The sequence below is a fragment of the Aliiroseovarius sp. S1339 genome, assembly GCF_023195695.1.
Lineage (GTDB): Bacteria > Pseudomonadota > Alphaproteobacteria > Rhodobacterales > Rhodobacteraceae > Aliiroseovarius.
Genome location: NZ_JALPQG010000007.1, coordinates 37739 through 54393 on the forward strand (window position 1 = coordinate 37739; position 16655 = coordinate 54393).

General features: G+C 56.7%; 16 protein-coding genes. 7 read left to right on the forward strand and 9 right to left on the reverse strand.

Annotation, left to right across the window (positions count from 1 at the left end):
- Window positions 1-153 precede the first annotated feature (153 nt).
- Window positions 154-1353, reverse strand: coding sequence for an ROK family transcriptional regulator (locus MUY35_RS11515; RefSeq protein ID WP_248369029.1), 1200 nt, complete (start codon window positions 1351-1353; stop codon window positions 154-156).
- Between the two features lie 196 nt (window positions 1354-1549).
- Between MUY35_RS11515 and MUY35_RS11520 the strand changes: the two genes are divergently transcribed.
- The 6 genes from MUY35_RS11520 to MUY35_RS11545 all read left to right on the forward strand — a co-directional run bounded on the left by MUY35_RS11520 (window position 1550) and on the right by MUY35_RS11545 (window position 6999).
- Window positions 1550-2563, forward strand: coding sequence for a sugar ABC transporter substrate-binding protein (locus tag MUY35_RS11520; RefSeq protein WP_248368338.1), 1014 nt, complete (start codon window positions 1550-1552; stop codon window positions 2561-2563).
- 91 nt (window positions 2564-2654) lie between these two features.
- Entirely contained in the window at window positions 2655-3716 is a 1062-nt protein-coding gene (locus MUY35_RS11525) for an ABC transporter permease (RefSeq protein WP_248368340.1), read from the forward strand.
- Window positions 3716-4483, forward strand: a complete 768-nt coding sequence (locus tag MUY35_RS11530) for an ATP-binding cassette domain-containing protein (RefSeq protein ID WP_248368343.1) — start codon at window positions 3716-3718, stop codon at window positions 4481-4483. The genes MUY35_RS11525 and MUY35_RS11530 overlap by 1 nt, the downstream gene beginning before the upstream one ends.
- An 11-nt stretch (window positions 4484-4494) precedes the next feature.
- Window positions 4495-5109: a nucleoside/nucleotide kinase family protein gene (locus tag MUY35_RS11535; protein ID WP_248368345.1), complete on the forward strand. Its 615-nt coding sequence runs from the start codon at window positions 4495-4497 to the stop codon at window positions 5107-5109.
- A 103-nt stretch (window positions 5110-5212) separates the two neighbouring features.
- Window positions 5213-6454 carry an AGE family epimerase/isomerase gene (locus MUY35_RS11540; RefSeq protein ID WP_248368348.1) on the forward strand — a complete coding sequence of 414 codons (1242 nt, stop codon included), beginning with the start codon at window positions 5213-5215 and terminating at the stop codon, window positions 6452-6454.
- 131 nt (window positions 6455-6585) lie between these two features.
- Window positions 6586-6999, forward strand: coding sequence for a universal stress protein (locus tag MUY35_RS11545; RefSeq protein WP_248368351.1), 414 nt, complete (start codon window positions 6586-6588; stop codon window positions 6997-6999).
- Window positions 7000-7009: 10 nt separating this feature from the next.
- Here MUY35_RS11545 and MUY35_RS11550 read toward each other — a convergent pair whose 3' ends face one another.
- The 7 genes from MUY35_RS11550 to MUY35_RS11580 form a co-directional block, all read right to left on the reverse strand.
- Window positions 7010-8155, reverse strand: a complete 1146-nt coding sequence (locus MUY35_RS11550) for an iron-containing alcohol dehydrogenase (protein ID WP_248368354.1) — start codon at window positions 8153-8155, stop codon at window positions 7010-7012.
- The gene (locus MUY35_RS11555; RefSeq protein ID WP_248368372.1) at window positions 8152-9534 is read right to left on the reverse strand and encodes an aldehyde dehydrogenase family protein; all 1383 of its coding nucleotides are present in this window, start codon (window positions 9532-9534) and stop codon (window positions 8152-8154) included. Before MUY35_RS11555 ends, MUY35_RS11550 begins: the two co-directional genes overlap by 4 nt.
- A gap of 63 nt (window positions 9535-9597) precedes the next feature.
- Entirely contained in the window at window positions 9598-10959 is a 1362-nt protein-coding gene (locus tag MUY35_RS11560) for a glutamine synthetase family protein (protein ID WP_248368374.1), read from the reverse strand.
- A 62-nt stretch (window positions 10960-11021) separates the two neighbouring features.
- A complete protein-coding gene (locus tag MUY35_RS11565) occupies window positions 11022-12056 on the reverse strand; it encodes a TRAP transporter substrate-binding protein (protein WP_248368375.1) in 1035 nt (344 codons plus the stop codon).
- A gap of 54 nt (window positions 12057-12110) precedes the next feature.
- Window positions 12111-13436, reverse strand: a complete 1326-nt coding sequence (locus tag MUY35_RS11570; RefSeq protein ID WP_248368377.1) for a TRAP transporter large permease subunit — start codon at window positions 13434-13436, stop codon at window positions 12111-12113.
- Complete coding sequence (locus MUY35_RS11575; RefSeq protein WP_248368379.1) at window positions 13426-13944, reverse strand: TRAP transporter small permease subunit; 519 nt, start codon at window positions 13942-13944, stop codon at window positions 13426-13428. Before MUY35_RS11575 ends, MUY35_RS11570 begins: the two co-directional genes overlap by 11 nt.
- Window positions 13941-14717, reverse strand: a complete 777-nt coding sequence (locus MUY35_RS11580; RefSeq protein WP_248368381.1) for an N-formylglutamate amidohydrolase — start codon at window positions 14715-14717, stop codon at window positions 13941-13943. The genes MUY35_RS11575 and MUY35_RS11580 overlap by 4 nt, the downstream gene beginning before the upstream one ends.
- Window positions 14718-14834: 117 nt before the next feature.
- Between MUY35_RS11580 and MUY35_RS11585 the strand changes: the two genes are divergently transcribed.
- On the forward strand, window positions 14835-15695 hold the full coding sequence (locus tag MUY35_RS11585; protein WP_248368382.1) for a MurR/RpiR family transcriptional regulator: 861 nt from the start codon (window positions 14835-14837) through the stop codon (window positions 15693-15695).
- Between the two features lie 48 nt (window positions 15696-15743).
- Here MUY35_RS11585 and MUY35_RS11590 read toward each other — a convergent pair whose 3' ends face one another.
- Window positions 15744-16619 carry a zinc-ribbon domain-containing protein gene (locus MUY35_RS11590; protein WP_248368384.1) on the reverse strand — a complete coding sequence of 292 codons (876 nt, stop codon included), beginning with the start codon at window positions 16617-16619 and terminating at the stop codon, window positions 15744-15746.
- Window positions 16620-16655: the final 36 nt, after the last annotated feature.

The following is a 16655-nucleotide window of genomic DNA, read 5'->3' on the forward strand; positions in this document are numbered from 1 at the left end:
GATTAATGCAGCCAACCGCACAATTGACAGCACTAAACCAGAATCGCGCGACCGTCCATGGATTAGCACCCGTCTGCACAAGCACGAATTCGGCTAGGGCGAGGCGAATACTGCTGCGGCGTTGTTGCGATCTGGCCTGCGATACCGGAAGCATCAGATCGCTGATAGGCCAGCATTTGTGTTCAACAGGAATTGTGTGAAAATGGGGCTGCTTGCTGCGCCGATGGCACGCGCGTTGCCGCCGATGCTACCAGCCTCAATTTGCGGAGCAACAAGGCCCCTCGTGTCTTGGTTGACCAGATATCGCCGGACTCGTTCGACCAATTCGTTTCGGACGCCTTCGGGAAAAGCGCCGTCAATCAGGATCGCTTCGAAGTCGATGACTGCACAGATCGACAGCGATGCTTTGGCAAGCTCTTGCGCGGTTTCGCCGATCCAAGGTTCGACATAACGTGCCAAAGACGTCCAGTCTTGCGGGGTCTGCCAAAGGATTTCCGGGTTCAAACCAGCTTCAATCAATCGCGATTCCAGCAAATGGATCGAGGCCACATCGATCAGTTGTCGGCTTTCCCCCAAAGGGCCAGTGCTGCGCATAGAGCCCAGAGCACCGGCATTGCCTTGGTTGCCCTCAAACACCGTATCGTTCAAAACGACGCCCCCACCGACGAACGAGCCTATGAAGAAATAAGCATAGTCGCGCAAATCTTTTCTATCGCCATAAAGGTGTTCAGCCCGGCAGGCTGCGGTCGCGTCATTCACGACAAAAACCGGAAGATCGCTGAACTTCCCGACCTCCTTCGCAAAGTCGATGCCTTTCCATGATTTGAACATTTCGGCGGGTGCCCCGATCAGGTCATGCCATTTCCAAAGCTCAAATGGTGTGCCGATGCCGATGCCGCAAATGCGCCGATGGATATCAGGGTCCAGGTCGTCGGTCAGTGTGGCAAGGCCCTGTTCAAGAAAGCTGAACACGGCGTCAGGCAGTGGGTAGGCATAAGATGTATCAACCTGCGCGCGCACATTGCCCGCGAAATCCAAAAGAAGAAGGGTCGCGCTGCGGCGCCCGATTTTCAGCCCAAGTGACAGCACCCCATCGGGGTTCAGTTCCATAGGGATTGACGGCTTGCCCACTTTGCCGCGGATCGGTTCGCCGCGTTTAAGGATGCCGTCCTTTTCAAGTTTGCGCAGGATCACCGAAACCGTCTGTGGTGACAGACCCGTTTTGCGGGCCAAATCAATTCCTGGCATCGCGCCACGGCGTTGCAGCATGGAAAGAAGTAGCCGCTCATTGTGGTCGCGAACCCCCCTTTGGTTCACGCCGCCACTTCTGTCGTTTATTGTTCCGCCATCCATAACGCCGACCATATCTCTCTCTCCCGCAACGAGAAAGATGCCCATGGTCAATTAATAAGTAAAGTTTATTTATTTATTGACAGCGCTAACAGAATCGGTCCTTTTGGATATCAACCTGCGGCGGGAAGAGCGTCCGGGTCCGGATCGGGGAGGAGCCTGATCCAATGAGATCCACAATGATCCTTGGGAGGATATCATGAGAAAACTACTGACTTCTTCAGTTCTGGCACTGACCGCCATCGCTGGCACCGCTTCTGCGGATGGGATCAGCGCATGCCTGATCACCAAGACCGACACCAACCCGTTTTTCGTTAAGATGCGTGAAGGTGCAGAAGCAAAAGCTGGTGAACTGGGCATCACCTTGAACAGCTATGCAGGCAAGGTTGACGGCGACCATGAAGCACAAGTCGCCGCAATTGAGACCTGCATCGCAAATGGTGCAAAGGGCATCCTTTTGACCGCATCGGACACCAGTTCGATCGTTCCCGCAGTACAGCAGGCACGCGATGCTGGTATACTTGTCATTGCGCTGGATACTCCGCTTGATCCGGTTGACGCGGCAGATATGACATTTGCGACTGATAACTTCCTTGCTGGCGAACTGATTGGTCAATGGGCAGCAGCCGCACTGGGTGATGAGGCGGCAAACGCCAAAATTGCGATGCTTGATCTGGCGGTCAGCCAGCCCACTGTCGGCGTTCTGCGCGACCAAGGCTTTCTGCAAGGCTTTGGCATCGAGCTTGGTGACCCAAATAAATGGGGCGACGAAACCGACCCGCGGATCGTTGGTCACGACGTGACGGCAGGCAACGAAGAAGGCGGTCGCAAGGCGATGGAAAACCTGCTGGCCAGTGACCCGATGATCAATGTGGTCTATACGATCAACGAACCGGCTGCGGCTGGTGCCTATGAAGCGTTGAAGGCGATTGGCCGCGAAAACGACGTTCTGATTGTTTCGGTTGACGGTGGCTGCCCCGGCGTTGCCAACGTCAAGGACGGCGTCATTGGTGCGACGTCACAACAATATCCGCTGCTGATGGCGTCCAAGGGCATTGAGGCGATCGCTGCTTGGGCTGCCGACGGCACCAAGCCCGAGGCGACGTCTGGCAAAGCCTTCTTTGATACCGGTGTTGCACTGATCACAGACCAGCCCGTGGACGGTGTCGAAAGCATCGACTCCACCGAGGGTGCCAATCTCTGCTGGGGTTGATTTAGCCCAACTAAGCCGAAATGGTGAAAGACAGGGCGGGACATTTCCTGCCCTGTCACGAAACTCACAATAGCTCCAGAAGGGAAAGCAGATGTCCCAGTCAGACGATTTTGAGGCCGTTGCGTCGAGCGCGTCATCCGATGTCGCCTCATTCGATGGCCACTCAAAAGGGTTCATTGACCGCTTCCACAGCGCGCTGCACACAACGCCTGCGCTTGTCCCGCTGATCGTGCTTGTCGCGGCGATTGCCATTTTTGGGGCACTTCTGGGAAGCAAGTTCTTTTCCCCCTTTGCGCTGACACTGATCCTGCAACAGGTGCAGATCGTTGGCATCGTGGCGGCCGCGCAAAGCCTTGTCATTTTAACCGCTGGTATCGACCTGAGTGTTGGCGCGATTGCAGTGATATCTTCGGTGATCATGGGCCAGTTTACGTTCCGCTATGGCGTGCCGGTTGAATTGGCCGTCGTATTTGGTTTGATTGTCGGAACGGGGATCGGCTTTGTGAACGGCTGGTTGGTCGCTGCGATGAAACTGCCGCCATTCATTGTCACACTGGGTATGTGGCAGATTGTTCTGGCGGCCAATTTTCTTTATTCGGCAAACGAAACCATTCGCAGCCAGGAAATCGCTGAAAACGCCCCGCTACTACAACTGCTGGGCGCCAAGTTCAATATTGGCGGAGCCGTCTTCACCTACGGCGTCATTTTCATGCTTCTGCTGGTCCTTCTGCTGGCCTATGTGTTGCGCCACACCGCTTGGGGCCGCCATGTATATGCAATTGGCGACGATCCCGAAGCCGCAGAGCTTGCCGGGGTGAATGTAAAAAGAACGACGATTTCGGTTTACGCTCTGGCTGGTCTGATCTGTGCCTTTGCTGGTTGGGCCTTGATCGGTCGCATCGGGTCAGTGTCTCCCACGTCGGGCCAATTGCTCAATATCGAAAGTATTACCGCTGTCGTCATTGGGGGCATCTCGCTCTTCGGCGGGCGGGGCTCGATCTTGGGCACGCTTTTCGGTGCTCTGATTGTCGGGGTGTTCACACTTGGTCTGCGGCTTTTGGGCGCGGACGCACAGTGGACCTTCTTGCTGATCGGCGCTCTTATCATCGCGGCTGTCGCCGTCGACCAATGGATCAGAAAGGTAGCAGCGTAATGGAACCGATCTTAAAAGGCCGTGGACTTGTAAAACGCTACGGCAAAGTGACGGCCCTTGACCATTGTGACTTCGACCTGATGCCGGGCGAGATTCTGGCCGTCATCGGCGACAATGGCGCGGGTAAAAGCACCCTTATCAAGGCAGTGTCGGGTGCTGTCGTTGCGGATGCAGGCACCGTGACGATGGACGGTGAAGAGGTTCGCTTCGCCAACCCGATTGAGGCCCGTGAGGCCGGAATTGAAACCGTTTATCAAACCCTTGCAATGTCTCCGGCCCTATCGATTTCCGACAACATGTTTATGGGGCGGGAGCTGCGGCGTCCCGGCTTTCGCGGCAAGTGGTTGCGTCAGCTGGATCGCCCCGCGATGGAGAAATTCGCCCGCGACAAGCTGACTGAACTTGGGTTGATGACAATCCAGAACATCAATCAGGCAGTCGAAACCTTGTCGGGTGGGCAACGCCAAGGCGTCGCCGTCGCCCGCGCCGCCGCTTTCGGGTCCAAGGTTATCATCCTGGACGAACCCACCGCCGCCCTTGGCGTCAAGGAAAGCCGCAAGGTGCTTGAACTGATTCAGGACGTGAAGTCGCGCGGCATTCCGATCATCCTGATCAGCCACAACATGCCCCATGTGTTCGAACTTGCCGACCGCATCCACGTGCATCGGCTGGGCAAACGGCTTTGTGTGATCGATCCGAAAGATTATACCATGTCCGATGCAGTCGCCTTTATGACTGGGGCAAAAGAAGCACCCGAGGCCGCGTGAAACCCCCGGCCTTGACCATAGCCGAATTGGCAGAACATGTGCGTGCTGCACCGCGCAAAGGAACCCGACGTTTGGTCGCGGTTGGGGGCGCGCCTGCCAGTGGGAAATCCACCTTGGCCGAGGCGCTTGCCGATCACCTGACGAACGATGGCTGCCCCGCAAAAGTCGTGCCGATGGATGGGTTTCACCTGCACAACCAAATCCTAGTGGAACGGGATTTGCTGAACCGCAAAGGCGCGCCGCAGACATTTGATGCGCAGGGTTTCCTGCACCTAATCACCCGCCTGCATGACGAGCCCGAGGTCTTCTTCCCCCTGTTTGATCGGGACCGCGACATCGCGATTGCTGGTGCGGGTCTTGTTGATCAAGACTGCAACACCGTGATTGTCGAAGGCAACTACCTGCTTCAAGACCTCCCGATCTGGCGCGACCTGCGTGCCCATTGGGATCTGGCGCTGTGCTTGGAGGTTGAGGAACAAGTGCTGCATGATCGGCTTGTCGCACGTTGGCTGAAACACGGGCTATCGCCCAAACAGGCAGAGGTTCGCGCTGCGGAAAACGACCTTAAGAACGCGCAGTTGGTTCGGCAGTTTCAATTGCCTGCCGACATCATCGTCGCATCCTGATCCCTACGGCGCATGATGAATTCGCCAGTTAGATGTATCGTTCTATACGGCTAGCGCCATGGCCACGCACCTATATAGAAATACAAGAAGCAAGGGCCTCGCCATGAATATTGATCAACTGCGAGCACCACGTCACCAGTTTGACACGCCCGAGCATCGGGATTGGCTGCGCGCGGATGCAAAACGGCAGTTTGCCTTTTTCAGCGCCAGCCTGCGACCGGACGATGGGTTCTATGTTCTGGGTCATGACGGTGCGCCGCTTGATGACAGCGTGCAGCAGCTGCACACGACGACCCGGCTGACCCATTCCTATGCTTTGGGGAAGCTTGCGGGGCAGAGTGGCTGCGACGCGGTGATCGACAAGGGCATGTCTTTTCTATGGAGTCATCACCGCGATGGGCAGCATGGCGGGTATCTGTGGGCGTTAGACGGCGGTGCAATGCATGACGCGCGCAAGCTGGCCTATGGGCATGTCTTCGTCCTGCTGGCAGGGGCCAGCGCCAAACTGGCCGGTCACCCGGATGCCGACCGATTGATCGACGATGTGACCGCGGTGCTGGATAAGAGGTTTTGGGAGGACGAAGCCGGACTTTTCTCCGATGAACTGAACCGCGATTGGTCACCGTTTTCGAACTATCGCGGCATGAACGCCAACATGCACGGGGTCGAAGCGCTTTTAGCGGCTTATGAGGCAACCGGGCGCGAGCGGTATCTGCAACAGGCTGGCCGCGTTCTGGACTTCTTCATCGGCAAAATCGGCCCGCGTGAAAACTGGCGGCTGCCCGAGCATTACACCGAGGACTGGCAGATTGACCGTGGCCATAGCGGCGACCCGATGTTCCGCCCGGCCGGCACCACACCCGGCCATTCGTTCGAACTTGCGCGGCTCTTGATGCAATATTGGGATTTACGCGGGCGGCCCGACGACACCTCGCGCGATGCCGCTTGGGCGCTGGTCGAGCGCGCGTTGACCGACGCATGGGATGTCGAGAACGGTGGGTTGTTTTATACGCTGGAATTCGGCGGGTCGCCCGCCATTCGCGATCGATATTGGTGGCCCGTGACCGAGGCGATCGGCGTTCTTGCCAGCTTCCTGAAGCTTGGAGGTACTGACGTGCAAGTCGATTGGTACGCCCGCTTGTGGCAGTTCGCGGATACGCATTTCATTGATCATGATCGTGGCGGCTGGTATCCGGAAATTGACGTTCAGGGTAAGCCGACTGTCACACAGTTTCACGGCAAGCCGGATATCTACCATTCGATCCAGGCATGCCTGTTTCCGCTGACGCCAAAACTATCGCGAATGGCTGGGCATTTGCGCGGCGTTCTGGGTGACTACGTCTAATAGTGCATCGACATGATGTGCGTCAAAGCGTGATCCGATGGATTTCGGCACCTATTCTATGTCCGGGTTAACATAGTTTTGTCGCGCCGGACCCGACGGCCGACGGCACGACATGACTGAAAGAGGATCAAATGTATAAGAAAATTCTTGTTCCGATGGCGCTGGACCACGGTATCTCTGCCAGGACGCTTGAGATTGCGAACAACCTGTTGGCAGAGGGTGGCGAAATCACGGCACTGCACGTGCACGAAGCCCCACAGGGCGCAGTTAGCGCTTATCTGAGCGAAGATATGTTGCGTGACGGGTTGGAAACTGCCCGCGAGATTTTGGAGCAGAAAACGGCTGGTCTGAAAGGCGTGACACCGGTTCTTTTGCAAGGTCACACCGCGCAGACCATCGTCGACTACGCACATGAGAATGACTTTGATTGCGTCGTGATTGGATCGCACAAACCCGGCCTGACCGATTTTTTCCTGGGATCAACGGCAGCGCGCGTGGTGCGCCACTGTCGCTGTGCCGTTCATGTGCAGAGAACCAGCGGCTAACAAGCCGAATTCAAAGAACCTCGCGGAAGAGTGCGGTTAGGTTCTCTTCGGTCAGCTCAATTGGATTTCCACCGCAGGACGGATCAATCAGCGCGCCTTTCACCAGCGTTTCGATGTCGGGATTGCCTACACCAAGTTCGCTGACGCGCTTTGGGATGGCTAGGCTGTCGTTGAAGTCTTGAACGAAGCTCTGGAAGCCCTCAAACCCGCCCTTGATCCCAAGGTATCCGGCGGCCAGATCAAATCTGTCTTTGATCGCGGGCGCATTGAATCGCAGCACTGCGGGCATACAGATCGCGTTCGTGGTGCCGTGGTGAGTGTGATACATCGCGCCTATGGGATGGCTAAGCGCATGGATCGCGCCCAGCCCTTTCTGGAAAGCGGTCGCACCCATCGCAGCCGCGCTCATCATATTTGCACGGGCTTCGATATCGGTTCCGTCGGCATAGGCTCGGGGCAAGTTGTCGATGACCAGCTTCATTCCCTCAAGGGCGATCCCTTGGCTCATCGGGTGATAATGCGGGCTTGAATAGGCCTCAACGCAATGGGCGAAGGCGTCCAACCCGGTGCCCGCTGTGATGAATTTCGGCATGCCGACGGTCAGCTCAGGGTCACAGATAACGACGCTGGGCAGCACTTTGGGATGGAAGATGATTTTCTTTTCGTGGGTTTGGGAATTGGTGATGACGCTTGCGCGCCCGACTTCCGACCCAGTGCCAGCGGTGGTCGGCACGGCAACGATAGGGGCAATTGCGTCGGCATCCGCACGCGTCCACCAATCGCCAATATCCTCGAAATCCCATACCGGTCTGGTTTGCCCAGCCATGAAGGCGACCACCTTGCCAAGGTCCAAGCCCGATCCACCCCCGAATGCGATGACCCCGTCATGCCCGCCCGCGATGTAGGCTTTGACGCCATCCGTCAAATTGGCCTCGTTCGGGTTCGGATCGACCTGCGAAAACAAACCGTGCCCCAGCCCGGCGGCCTCCATGATGTCCAACGTGTCCTTTGTGATCGGCAGATCAGCCAACCCCTTGTCTGTGACCAGAAGCGGACGTTTGATGCCGGCATGTTTGCAGGCTTCAGGCAACTCCTTAATCCGGCCAGCGCCAAACTTGATTGCGGTCGGATAGGACCAGTTTCCAACAAGGCTCATGATGTTACCTTTTTTAGATGATAGGATTTCGGACGCGTGAGGTTCTGGTAGCCGATCACAGACAAACCACCCCCGCGCCCAGTGTTTTTGCAGCCTGTCCAGCACAGACCCGGATCAAGATAATCTGCGCGGTTCATAAAGACCGTGCCGGTTTCGACCTGATCGCCAACGGCCTGCGCACGCTCAAGGTCACGGGTCCAGAGCGAAGCGGTCAAACCAAACTCGCTGTCATTCATCAGGCGGATCGCCTCGGCATCATCCTTGACGGACATGATGCCAACAACCGGGCCAAAACTTTCGTCGCGCATCACACGCATGTCGTGGGTCACATTGGTCAGAATCTGAGGGGTCAGATAGGCACCGCCATCGTCTTCCGGGAACCTGTTGATATGCGCCTTTGCGCCATCTGCCAGCGCTTCATCAATTTGCGCGCGCACTTCGGCCGCGAACCGCACATTTGCCATCGGGCCAAGTGTGGTCGCCGCGGTCAGCGGGTTGCCCAGCTTGTAACCTTTCACGATCTCAACCGCCTTGGCGACGAATTCGTCAAACAGGCTTTCATGCACATAGATACGCTCGATCCCGCAACAGCACTGCCCGGCGTTGAACATGGCACCGTCAATCAGGGTGTCGACTGCCGCATCCAGATCGGCGTCGTCCATGACATAGCCGGGGTCTTTACCGCCAAGTTCGGTGCCGACACCGGTAAAGGTGCCCGCCGCTGCACGCTCCATCGCTTGCCCGCCGCCGACCGAGCCGGTGAAGTTCACGAAATCAAACGCATTGCCCGCGATCAGATCGTTGGTCACATCATGCGACAGGAAGATGTTCTGAAAGACGCCTTCGGGAATGCCAGCCGAATGGAAAGCCGCTGCCATACGCTCGCCAACCAAAAGTGTCTGGGTCGCGTGTTTCAGCACCACGCTGTTGCCAGCGATCAAAGCCGGCGCAACCGTGTTGATCGCGGTCATGTAGGGATAATTCCACGGGGCCACGACAAACACGACACCGTGCGGAATGCGCTTGATATAACGCTTGAACGTCGCGTCTTCGCCGACTTTGATATCGGCCAGAGCCTCCGCTGCGATGGTGGCCATATGCGTCGCACGCTCGTTGAAGCCACCGAACTCGCCGCCATAGCGCACCGGACGACCCATCATATGGGCAAGTTCCGGCACAATCTCGTCATTCATCGCGCCGACGGCCGTAACCCCTGCCTGCACAAGGTCGATACGCTCTTGAAGCGGACGTGCAGCCCATGCCGCCTGTGCGTCGCGCGCCCGACCCACCACAGCAAACGCGTCCTTGCGTGACAGCGCCTCACGCGTTGCAAAAACCGACCCGTCAATCGGTGACACACAGTTCAATACCTGGCCCATGACCCAACTTCCTCGTGCTTTTTCTGGCTAAAAATATCCCCGCCGGAGGCAAGAAATCTCTGTTTACGCCCGTTCAAACCCGCGCGCGATTTCCCAATCGGTCACCACGCTTTCAAATTCTTCGATCTCGACCTCGGCAGCGCGGGTGTAGTGATCCACGACATCATCCCCCATCGCCGCGCGCAACATGGTTGACCCATGCAGCGCATCGCGTGCGGCTTGCAGGTTGCCCGGGATCATCCCTGTGTCGCCCTTATAGGTGTCGCCAGTTGATGGGGCTTGCAGGTCCAGCTTTTCCTCGATTCCAGCAATCCCGGCGGCCAACATCCCAGCCATCGCCAGATAGGGGTTCATATCAGACCCCGGAATGCGGCATTCGACGCGCACCGCCTTGGTGCCCTCACCACAAAGCCGATAGCCCGCAGTGCGATTGTCGACAGACCAGATGATCCGCGTGGGCGCAAACGTCCCCTTCATGAACCGCTTATAACTGTTGATGTAGGGCGCCATAAAATAGGTGTAATCGGGCGCGTATTTCAAAAGCCCCGCCATGTAGTTCTTCATCAGCGCGGACATGCCAAGCTTGTCGCTTTCATCGACGAAAGCGGGCTTGCCGTCTTTCCACAGCGACTGGTGCACATGGGACGAGCTGCCGACCTTGTCGCGATGCCATTTGGGCAGAAAACTTGCCGCGTGACCTTGTTGCCACGCGATTTCCTTGATCGCGTGCTTGGCGATGGTGTGATAGGCGGCGGTGTCCATCGCGGGGGCGTATTTGATGTTCAGTTCTTCCTGACCACACTCGGCTTCGCCCTTGGAGTTTTCAATCGGCAGACCGGCGTTCCACAGATGATTGCGGATCGGCCGCATCACGTGCTCTTCCTTCGTGGTTTGCAGGATGTGGTAGTCTTCATTGTAGCTTGAGATCGGCGTCAGATCGCGAAAGCCACCTTTGCTGATTTCATCAAAGCTTTTCTCGAACAGGAAAAACTCCAACTCGGTCGCGCACATGGCGTCAAAGCCCATCGCCTCAAGTCGGGCGACCTGACGTTTCAGGATTGCGCGCGGTGAATGGGGCACGTCTTCATGTGTGTGGTGGTCCAGAACATCGCACAGCACCATGACCGTGCCGTCCAGCCACGGCACCGGGCGCAGCGTGTCCAGATCGGGTTTCATGACATAATCGCCATACCCGTTTTCCCAACTGGTCGAGGCATAACCGTCCGGCGTTGCCATCTCTAGGTCCGTGGCCAGCAGGTAGTTGCAGCAATGGGTTTCCTCCCACGCGCCCGCAACGAAGTGGCCTGCGTGGAACCGTTTGCCCATCAGGCGGCCCTGCATATCGACAAAGCACACCAATACGGTATCGACCTCGCCCGCCGAGGTTTGGGACTTCAGATCATCAAAAGAAAGAGATGGCGACATTATTGAACCCTCTGAGAGTGAGCCGGGCGAGGTCCCCCGCCCGGCAAGTTATTGTGTGCAGATTACCCGTAACGGTACGGACGACCAGCTTTTTGCATGTCTGAGTTATATTTCTTGATGATGTCCACGACCTTCGCCTTGGTTTCGGACTCTGCCGCAATTTCATCCCAGAATTTGACAGCGGCGTCTTCGACTTGTGCCCATTCGGCGTCGGGAATGGTGGTCAGTTCCATCTTGGGACCATCCACGCGCAGGCTGGCTTCACCACCCCAATACCACCACTGGCGATAATAATGCGACTGATCACAGCAGACACGGAACAGCGTTTGCAGGTCTTCTGGCAGCTCGTTCCAGCGATCCATATTGGCGAAGAACGACCCGGCCCATGCACCCGAGATGTTGTTGGTCAGGAAGTAATTGGTCACATCAGCCCAACCGACGGTGTAATCCTCAGTAATGCCGGACCATGCGATGCCGTCAAGTTCGCCAGTTTGGACCGCAACTTCGATGTCCTCCCATGGCAATGTGACGGGCACGACGCCGAACTGCGCCAAGAAGCGGCCAGCCGTTGGGAAGGTGAACACGCGTTTGCCCTTCAAATCCTCAAGCGAATTGATCGGGTCTTTGGTGGCAAAGTGGCATGGATCCCATGCGCCTGCGCTAATGTGTTTCACGCCAACCGCAGAGTATTCCGCGTCCCAGATCTCGTTCAGGCCGTATTGGTTGAACAGGACCGGTACATCGAGCGAGTAGCGTGACGCAAACGGGAAGTATCCGCCAAACACGGTGACTTCGGTGGGTGACGCCATCGAGTCATCATCCGACTGCACCGCGTCAATCGTGCCGCGCTGCATCGCCTGAAACAGCTCGCCTGTGGGCACCAACTGGTCGGCGAAGAACAACTCGATCTGCATCCGGTCGCCAGCGATTGTGTTGAACATATCAATTGCAGGCTTGACCACATGCTCGGCCAATGCGGCCCCAGCATAGGTTTGCATCCGCCATTTGATCGTCGATTGGGCAAGCGCGGGTGTGGCAAGGGGCGCGGCCAATGCACCGACACCTGCGCCAGCGATAAACTTACGTCTCGTAGTCATTTGTCTTTCTCCTTGTTGCAAATTGCTTCGGCCCGTTTGCCCGAGCTCTTAATTCTAGTTTCCGTAAACCCATCCCGGCAGCCATAGAGCGATTTCCGGGAAGATGATGACCAGAGTCAGGGCCAGCACCATCACCAACACGAAGGGCAGGATGGAGCCATAAATGTCGCGCAACGTGATTTCCGGCGGCGCCATCGCACGCATCAGAAACAAGTTGTAGCCGAAAGGCGGCGTCATATAGGCGATCTGAGTCGTTATTGTGTACAGCACACCATACCAGATCAAATCGAACCCAAGGGCGGCGACCAGCGGCACATAAAGCGGGGCGACGATCACCAACATCGCCGTGTCGTCCAGGAACGTTCCCATCAGGATAAAGCTAAGCTGCATCAGGATCAGGATGACCCATGGGTTCAGGCCAAGACGTTCTGTGAACAAGGTCTCGATCGCCTTCACGGCGCCCAATCCGTCGAACACAGCCCCAAAGGCCAGGGCTGCAAGAATGATCCACATGAACATGCAACTGATGCCCAGCGTCATGCGCACGGATGTCTCGAATACTTCCTTGGTCATTCGCCCCTTGAAAACGGCTGCAAGAAAGGCGGTTATCGCGCCGATAGCAGAGCTTTCGACCAATGATGTCCAACCGTTCACAAAGGGCACCATCATGGTCGCGAAAATGATCAGCGGCAGCATGCCGGCGCGCAGCAGCGCCAGCTTTTCTGACATTGGAATGTCGCGTTCTTCCTTTGGAAGCGCCGGGCCAAGGGTCGGGTTCAGGTGGCAGCGCACAGCGATATAGATGATGAACATCGCGGCCATCATCAAACCCGGCAGGACGCCCGCCAGCCACAATTGCCCCACCGGCTGGCGCGCGATCATGGCGTACAGCACCAGCACAACCGATGGTGGCACCAGAATGCCAAGCGACGACCCGGCCTGAATGACACCCGTTACCATCCGTTTGTCGTAGCCCCGCTTCAGCAGTTCAGGCAGGGCAATCGTCGCGCCAATGGCCATACCCGCCACGCTGAGGCCGTTCATCGCCGAGATCAGGACCATCAGGCCGATTGTCCCGATTGCCAGCCCACCTTTGAGCCCACCCATCCAGACGTGAAACATCTTGTAGAGATCGTCGGCAATCTTTGATTCCGACAACACGTAGCCCATGAAAATGAACATCGGCAGGGTCAGCAGAGGGTACCATTTCATCAGTTTCATGGCCGATGAAAAGGCAAGGTCATAGCCGCCTCTGTCCCCCCAAAGGACAAGTGCCGCAATCACCGCGACAAAGCCAATCGCGCCAAACACCCGCTGGCCGGTCAAAAGCATCGCCATCATGGTTGCAAACATGAAGATCGCGATCATCTCATACGACATGATCAATCTCCTCGCCGCGCAGGCGCAGTATGTCTTTGAACAGTTCGGAAATGGCCTGAAGCAGCATCAGCGTGATCCCGGTGCACATGATCACTTTGATCGGCCAGAGATAGGGCCGCCACGCTGTGGGGCTGCGCTCGCCACCGTAGCTGAAGGAATATATTGTGCTGTCGACGCCGCCCCACAGCAGCACGCCCAGATAAAAGATCAGGAACATCACCGTAATGATGTCGATGGCGGCCTTGCGTCGTGTGCTCCACCCGCCGTAAAGCAGATCCATCCGCACATTTGATCCCATCTGGATCGAATAGGGCCCGCCCAAAATGTAATAGGTCACCATCGCAAATTGCGCCATTTCCAACGTCCAGAGCGATGGGTTGAAAAAGGTTTTCGAAATCGACGACCATAGCAGGATCGCCATCATGACGAAGATGCCATACATGGTGACCCGGCCAACCCGATAGTTGATTTGATCAACGATGCTGATGAATTTGCGAAGCGCTGTCATGGTCTGGCGATTTCCAATGGTTTGCGGGCTGCAGCGACCATGTCCAGTGTGTCGGCGATGTGGTCTGCCATGACCTCGGCAGTGGTCGGAGTGTCGATCAGGTCGTTTCGTATCTCGATCATGACATTGTCCAACCCGCGTGTTTCGCCGTGTTTGGCCAGCGTATAGGTCACGCCGTCACGGGCGGCGTAGGGCTCGTTTATCGCCGCACGATAAGAGCCTCGATCTTGCTCAATCTGCACGGCTGCATTTGCGATCTTACTGTTGCTGTCATGCAGATACCCAAGGTCGAGCATCCTGCGTTCGCCATGAAAAATCGGCGTGAAACTGTGGATCGTGACAAGCAGCACCGGGGCATCCGCGCGCGCCATCTGTTGATCAATCACGGCGTCCACCGCATTGTGAAATGGCACGTGAACCATATCGAAACGGCGCTGCTTTTCGGCGGCGGGTAAGTTCGTATTGCCGGGAATGTCAAACACTTCGCTGCGGGCAGGGATGCAATCCGGCGCTTCAAGCGGGCGGTTGCAGTCATAGACCATGCGCGAAATCTGGCCTGCGACAAGCGGGGCATCAAGTCGCGCGCTAAGGTATTTTGCGACATCCAGCGCGCCGATATCCCATGCGGCATGAGAAAGGCGCGCGTCGTCAGTCAGGCCAAGTCCTTCGTATTCCGGTGGAATGAAAGGCGAGGCATGCTCACAGACCAGCACGACCGGCGATTTGCCCGCAGCACCAATCAGCATAGCTGCAGGCCAAGCTGTCTTGCGCATATTCCTTGCCCCCCCGTTTGGCGTTGTGTAATTATCACTACAGTGAGCCAGCTTGTGTCAAGAAATATTCTGTAGTTATCTCTACATCGCGCCAATGACTGATAGAAATGGTGACAAATGGGAAAGAAACCTCTCGTCAAAGACCGGATCAGGGAAAAGCAGGACGAGCTGACTGCGGCTGAACGGCGGCTGACGGCCACGCTTTTGGACGATTCGCTGGTCGCGGGGTTGCAGTCGATCACCAAACTGGCCGAAAGCGCCGAAGTCTCAACGCCCACGATTATTCGTTTGGCCCGCAAGCTGGGATATCAAGGCTTTCCTGACCTGCAAGACGCTATTCGCGACGAAATCGCCGCCCAGATGAAAGAGCCGCTGGCAAAGCTGGAAGCCGCAGAACTGTCGGGTGGGAAAGATCATATTATCAGTCGATTCGCCGAAGCCGTGTCGCGCAATATCAACCGCACGCTGGAACGTCTTGATCTGGAAGAATTTGACAAGGCCGCAGCCCTTTTGTCCGACCCCAATCGACGGCTTTACCTGCTTGGCGGGCGGATCACCCGGTCAAACGCGCATTACTTTTTCAACCATTTGCAGATCATCCGACCCGGGGTGACGCAGTTGGATTTCTCGCCCAGCGTCTGGCCGCAATCGCTTCTAGACATGGATGAAAACGCGACGCTGATCGTATTTGATATTCGACGGTATGAAAAAGAACTGGAGCGTTTGGCGAAATTGGTGGTCGATCAAGGGGCGAATATCGTTCTGTTCACCGATCAGTGGGGGTCACCAATCGAACGATATGCCACGTTTTGTTTTCGAAGCATGGTCGAAGTGCCGTCAAGCTGGGATTCAACGCTGGCGATTAACTTCATGGTCGAAGCTCTTGTGGCCGAAATCCAAAGCCGCAGCCACAGCGCAGACCGCATCGCAGCCTTGGAAAACATGATCGGCGAATCGCGGATTTTTCGAAGCAACTGACCAAGCAGGTTGGCCGCTTCAATATGCTTGGCGCGTGGACGGGTTCGTTCAGCCGTTGTCAGGCTTGTCGATGAGTCCCTGCATCTTGCCGATTGCCGCGCGCATCATTTCTTCCAAGCCAACACGCACGCGGTTCGCCAGTTCAACAAACTGCTCCATCGCAGGCTGTAGGGCTGGGATGCGTTCGCCGATCGAAGGTGCAAAAATATAGAGTATGGTCAACAGACACGCCAAAACCACCACAAGGATGAAACCACGGCGGAACCCATTGGGGCTGGCCACTTCGCCGTCGACACCGTCGACTGTTGAGCCGTCGGTATCACCTTCAGGCGCGTCGAGCGTCGAGTTGATTTCTTCAATATCAGGCAGGACATCGCGACGCTTGATGTCGTCGGGCGTCAGCGGTTGTTCGTCTTGTTCCGTGGCTTGCTCATCGGACGTTTCGCGCTTGGTGGCGTCTGGCCCGGCCCCCGGCGCTTCGTCCAGACCAAGATCGGGCTGGGTTTCAAGGTTTTCGCGGTCGTCCTCTCGCGCCTTAAGTTCGCGTTCGGCTTCTTCTTGCAAGATACTGCGAACGCCATCATCCAGCTTTCGCGCGGCTAGGGAAGGCGCTTCGCCATCATCTTCGCCATCCTCGGCTTGTTCGTCCGACGTGTCCGGTTCGGCGGGCGCGGTTTCAAGCGGGGCGTCGCCGTCTGCCTCCTCGTCATCAAACTCGTCTATATTATCAAAGGGGGATGGCGTAGCTACTTCGTCGACTTCAGCGCTGGCTTCAACATCAGCTTCAACACTGACTTCAGCATTAGGTGCCAGTTGAAACCACGCGTGGCCGCAATTGGAACACTGAACATCACGCCCGGTTTCGGGCATCACGCGATCATCTACTTCGTACTGCGCGCCGCAACTTGGGCAAACCAGACGCATATTTTTTCCTCGACCCCTGCCGTTCAGCTAGGGTTT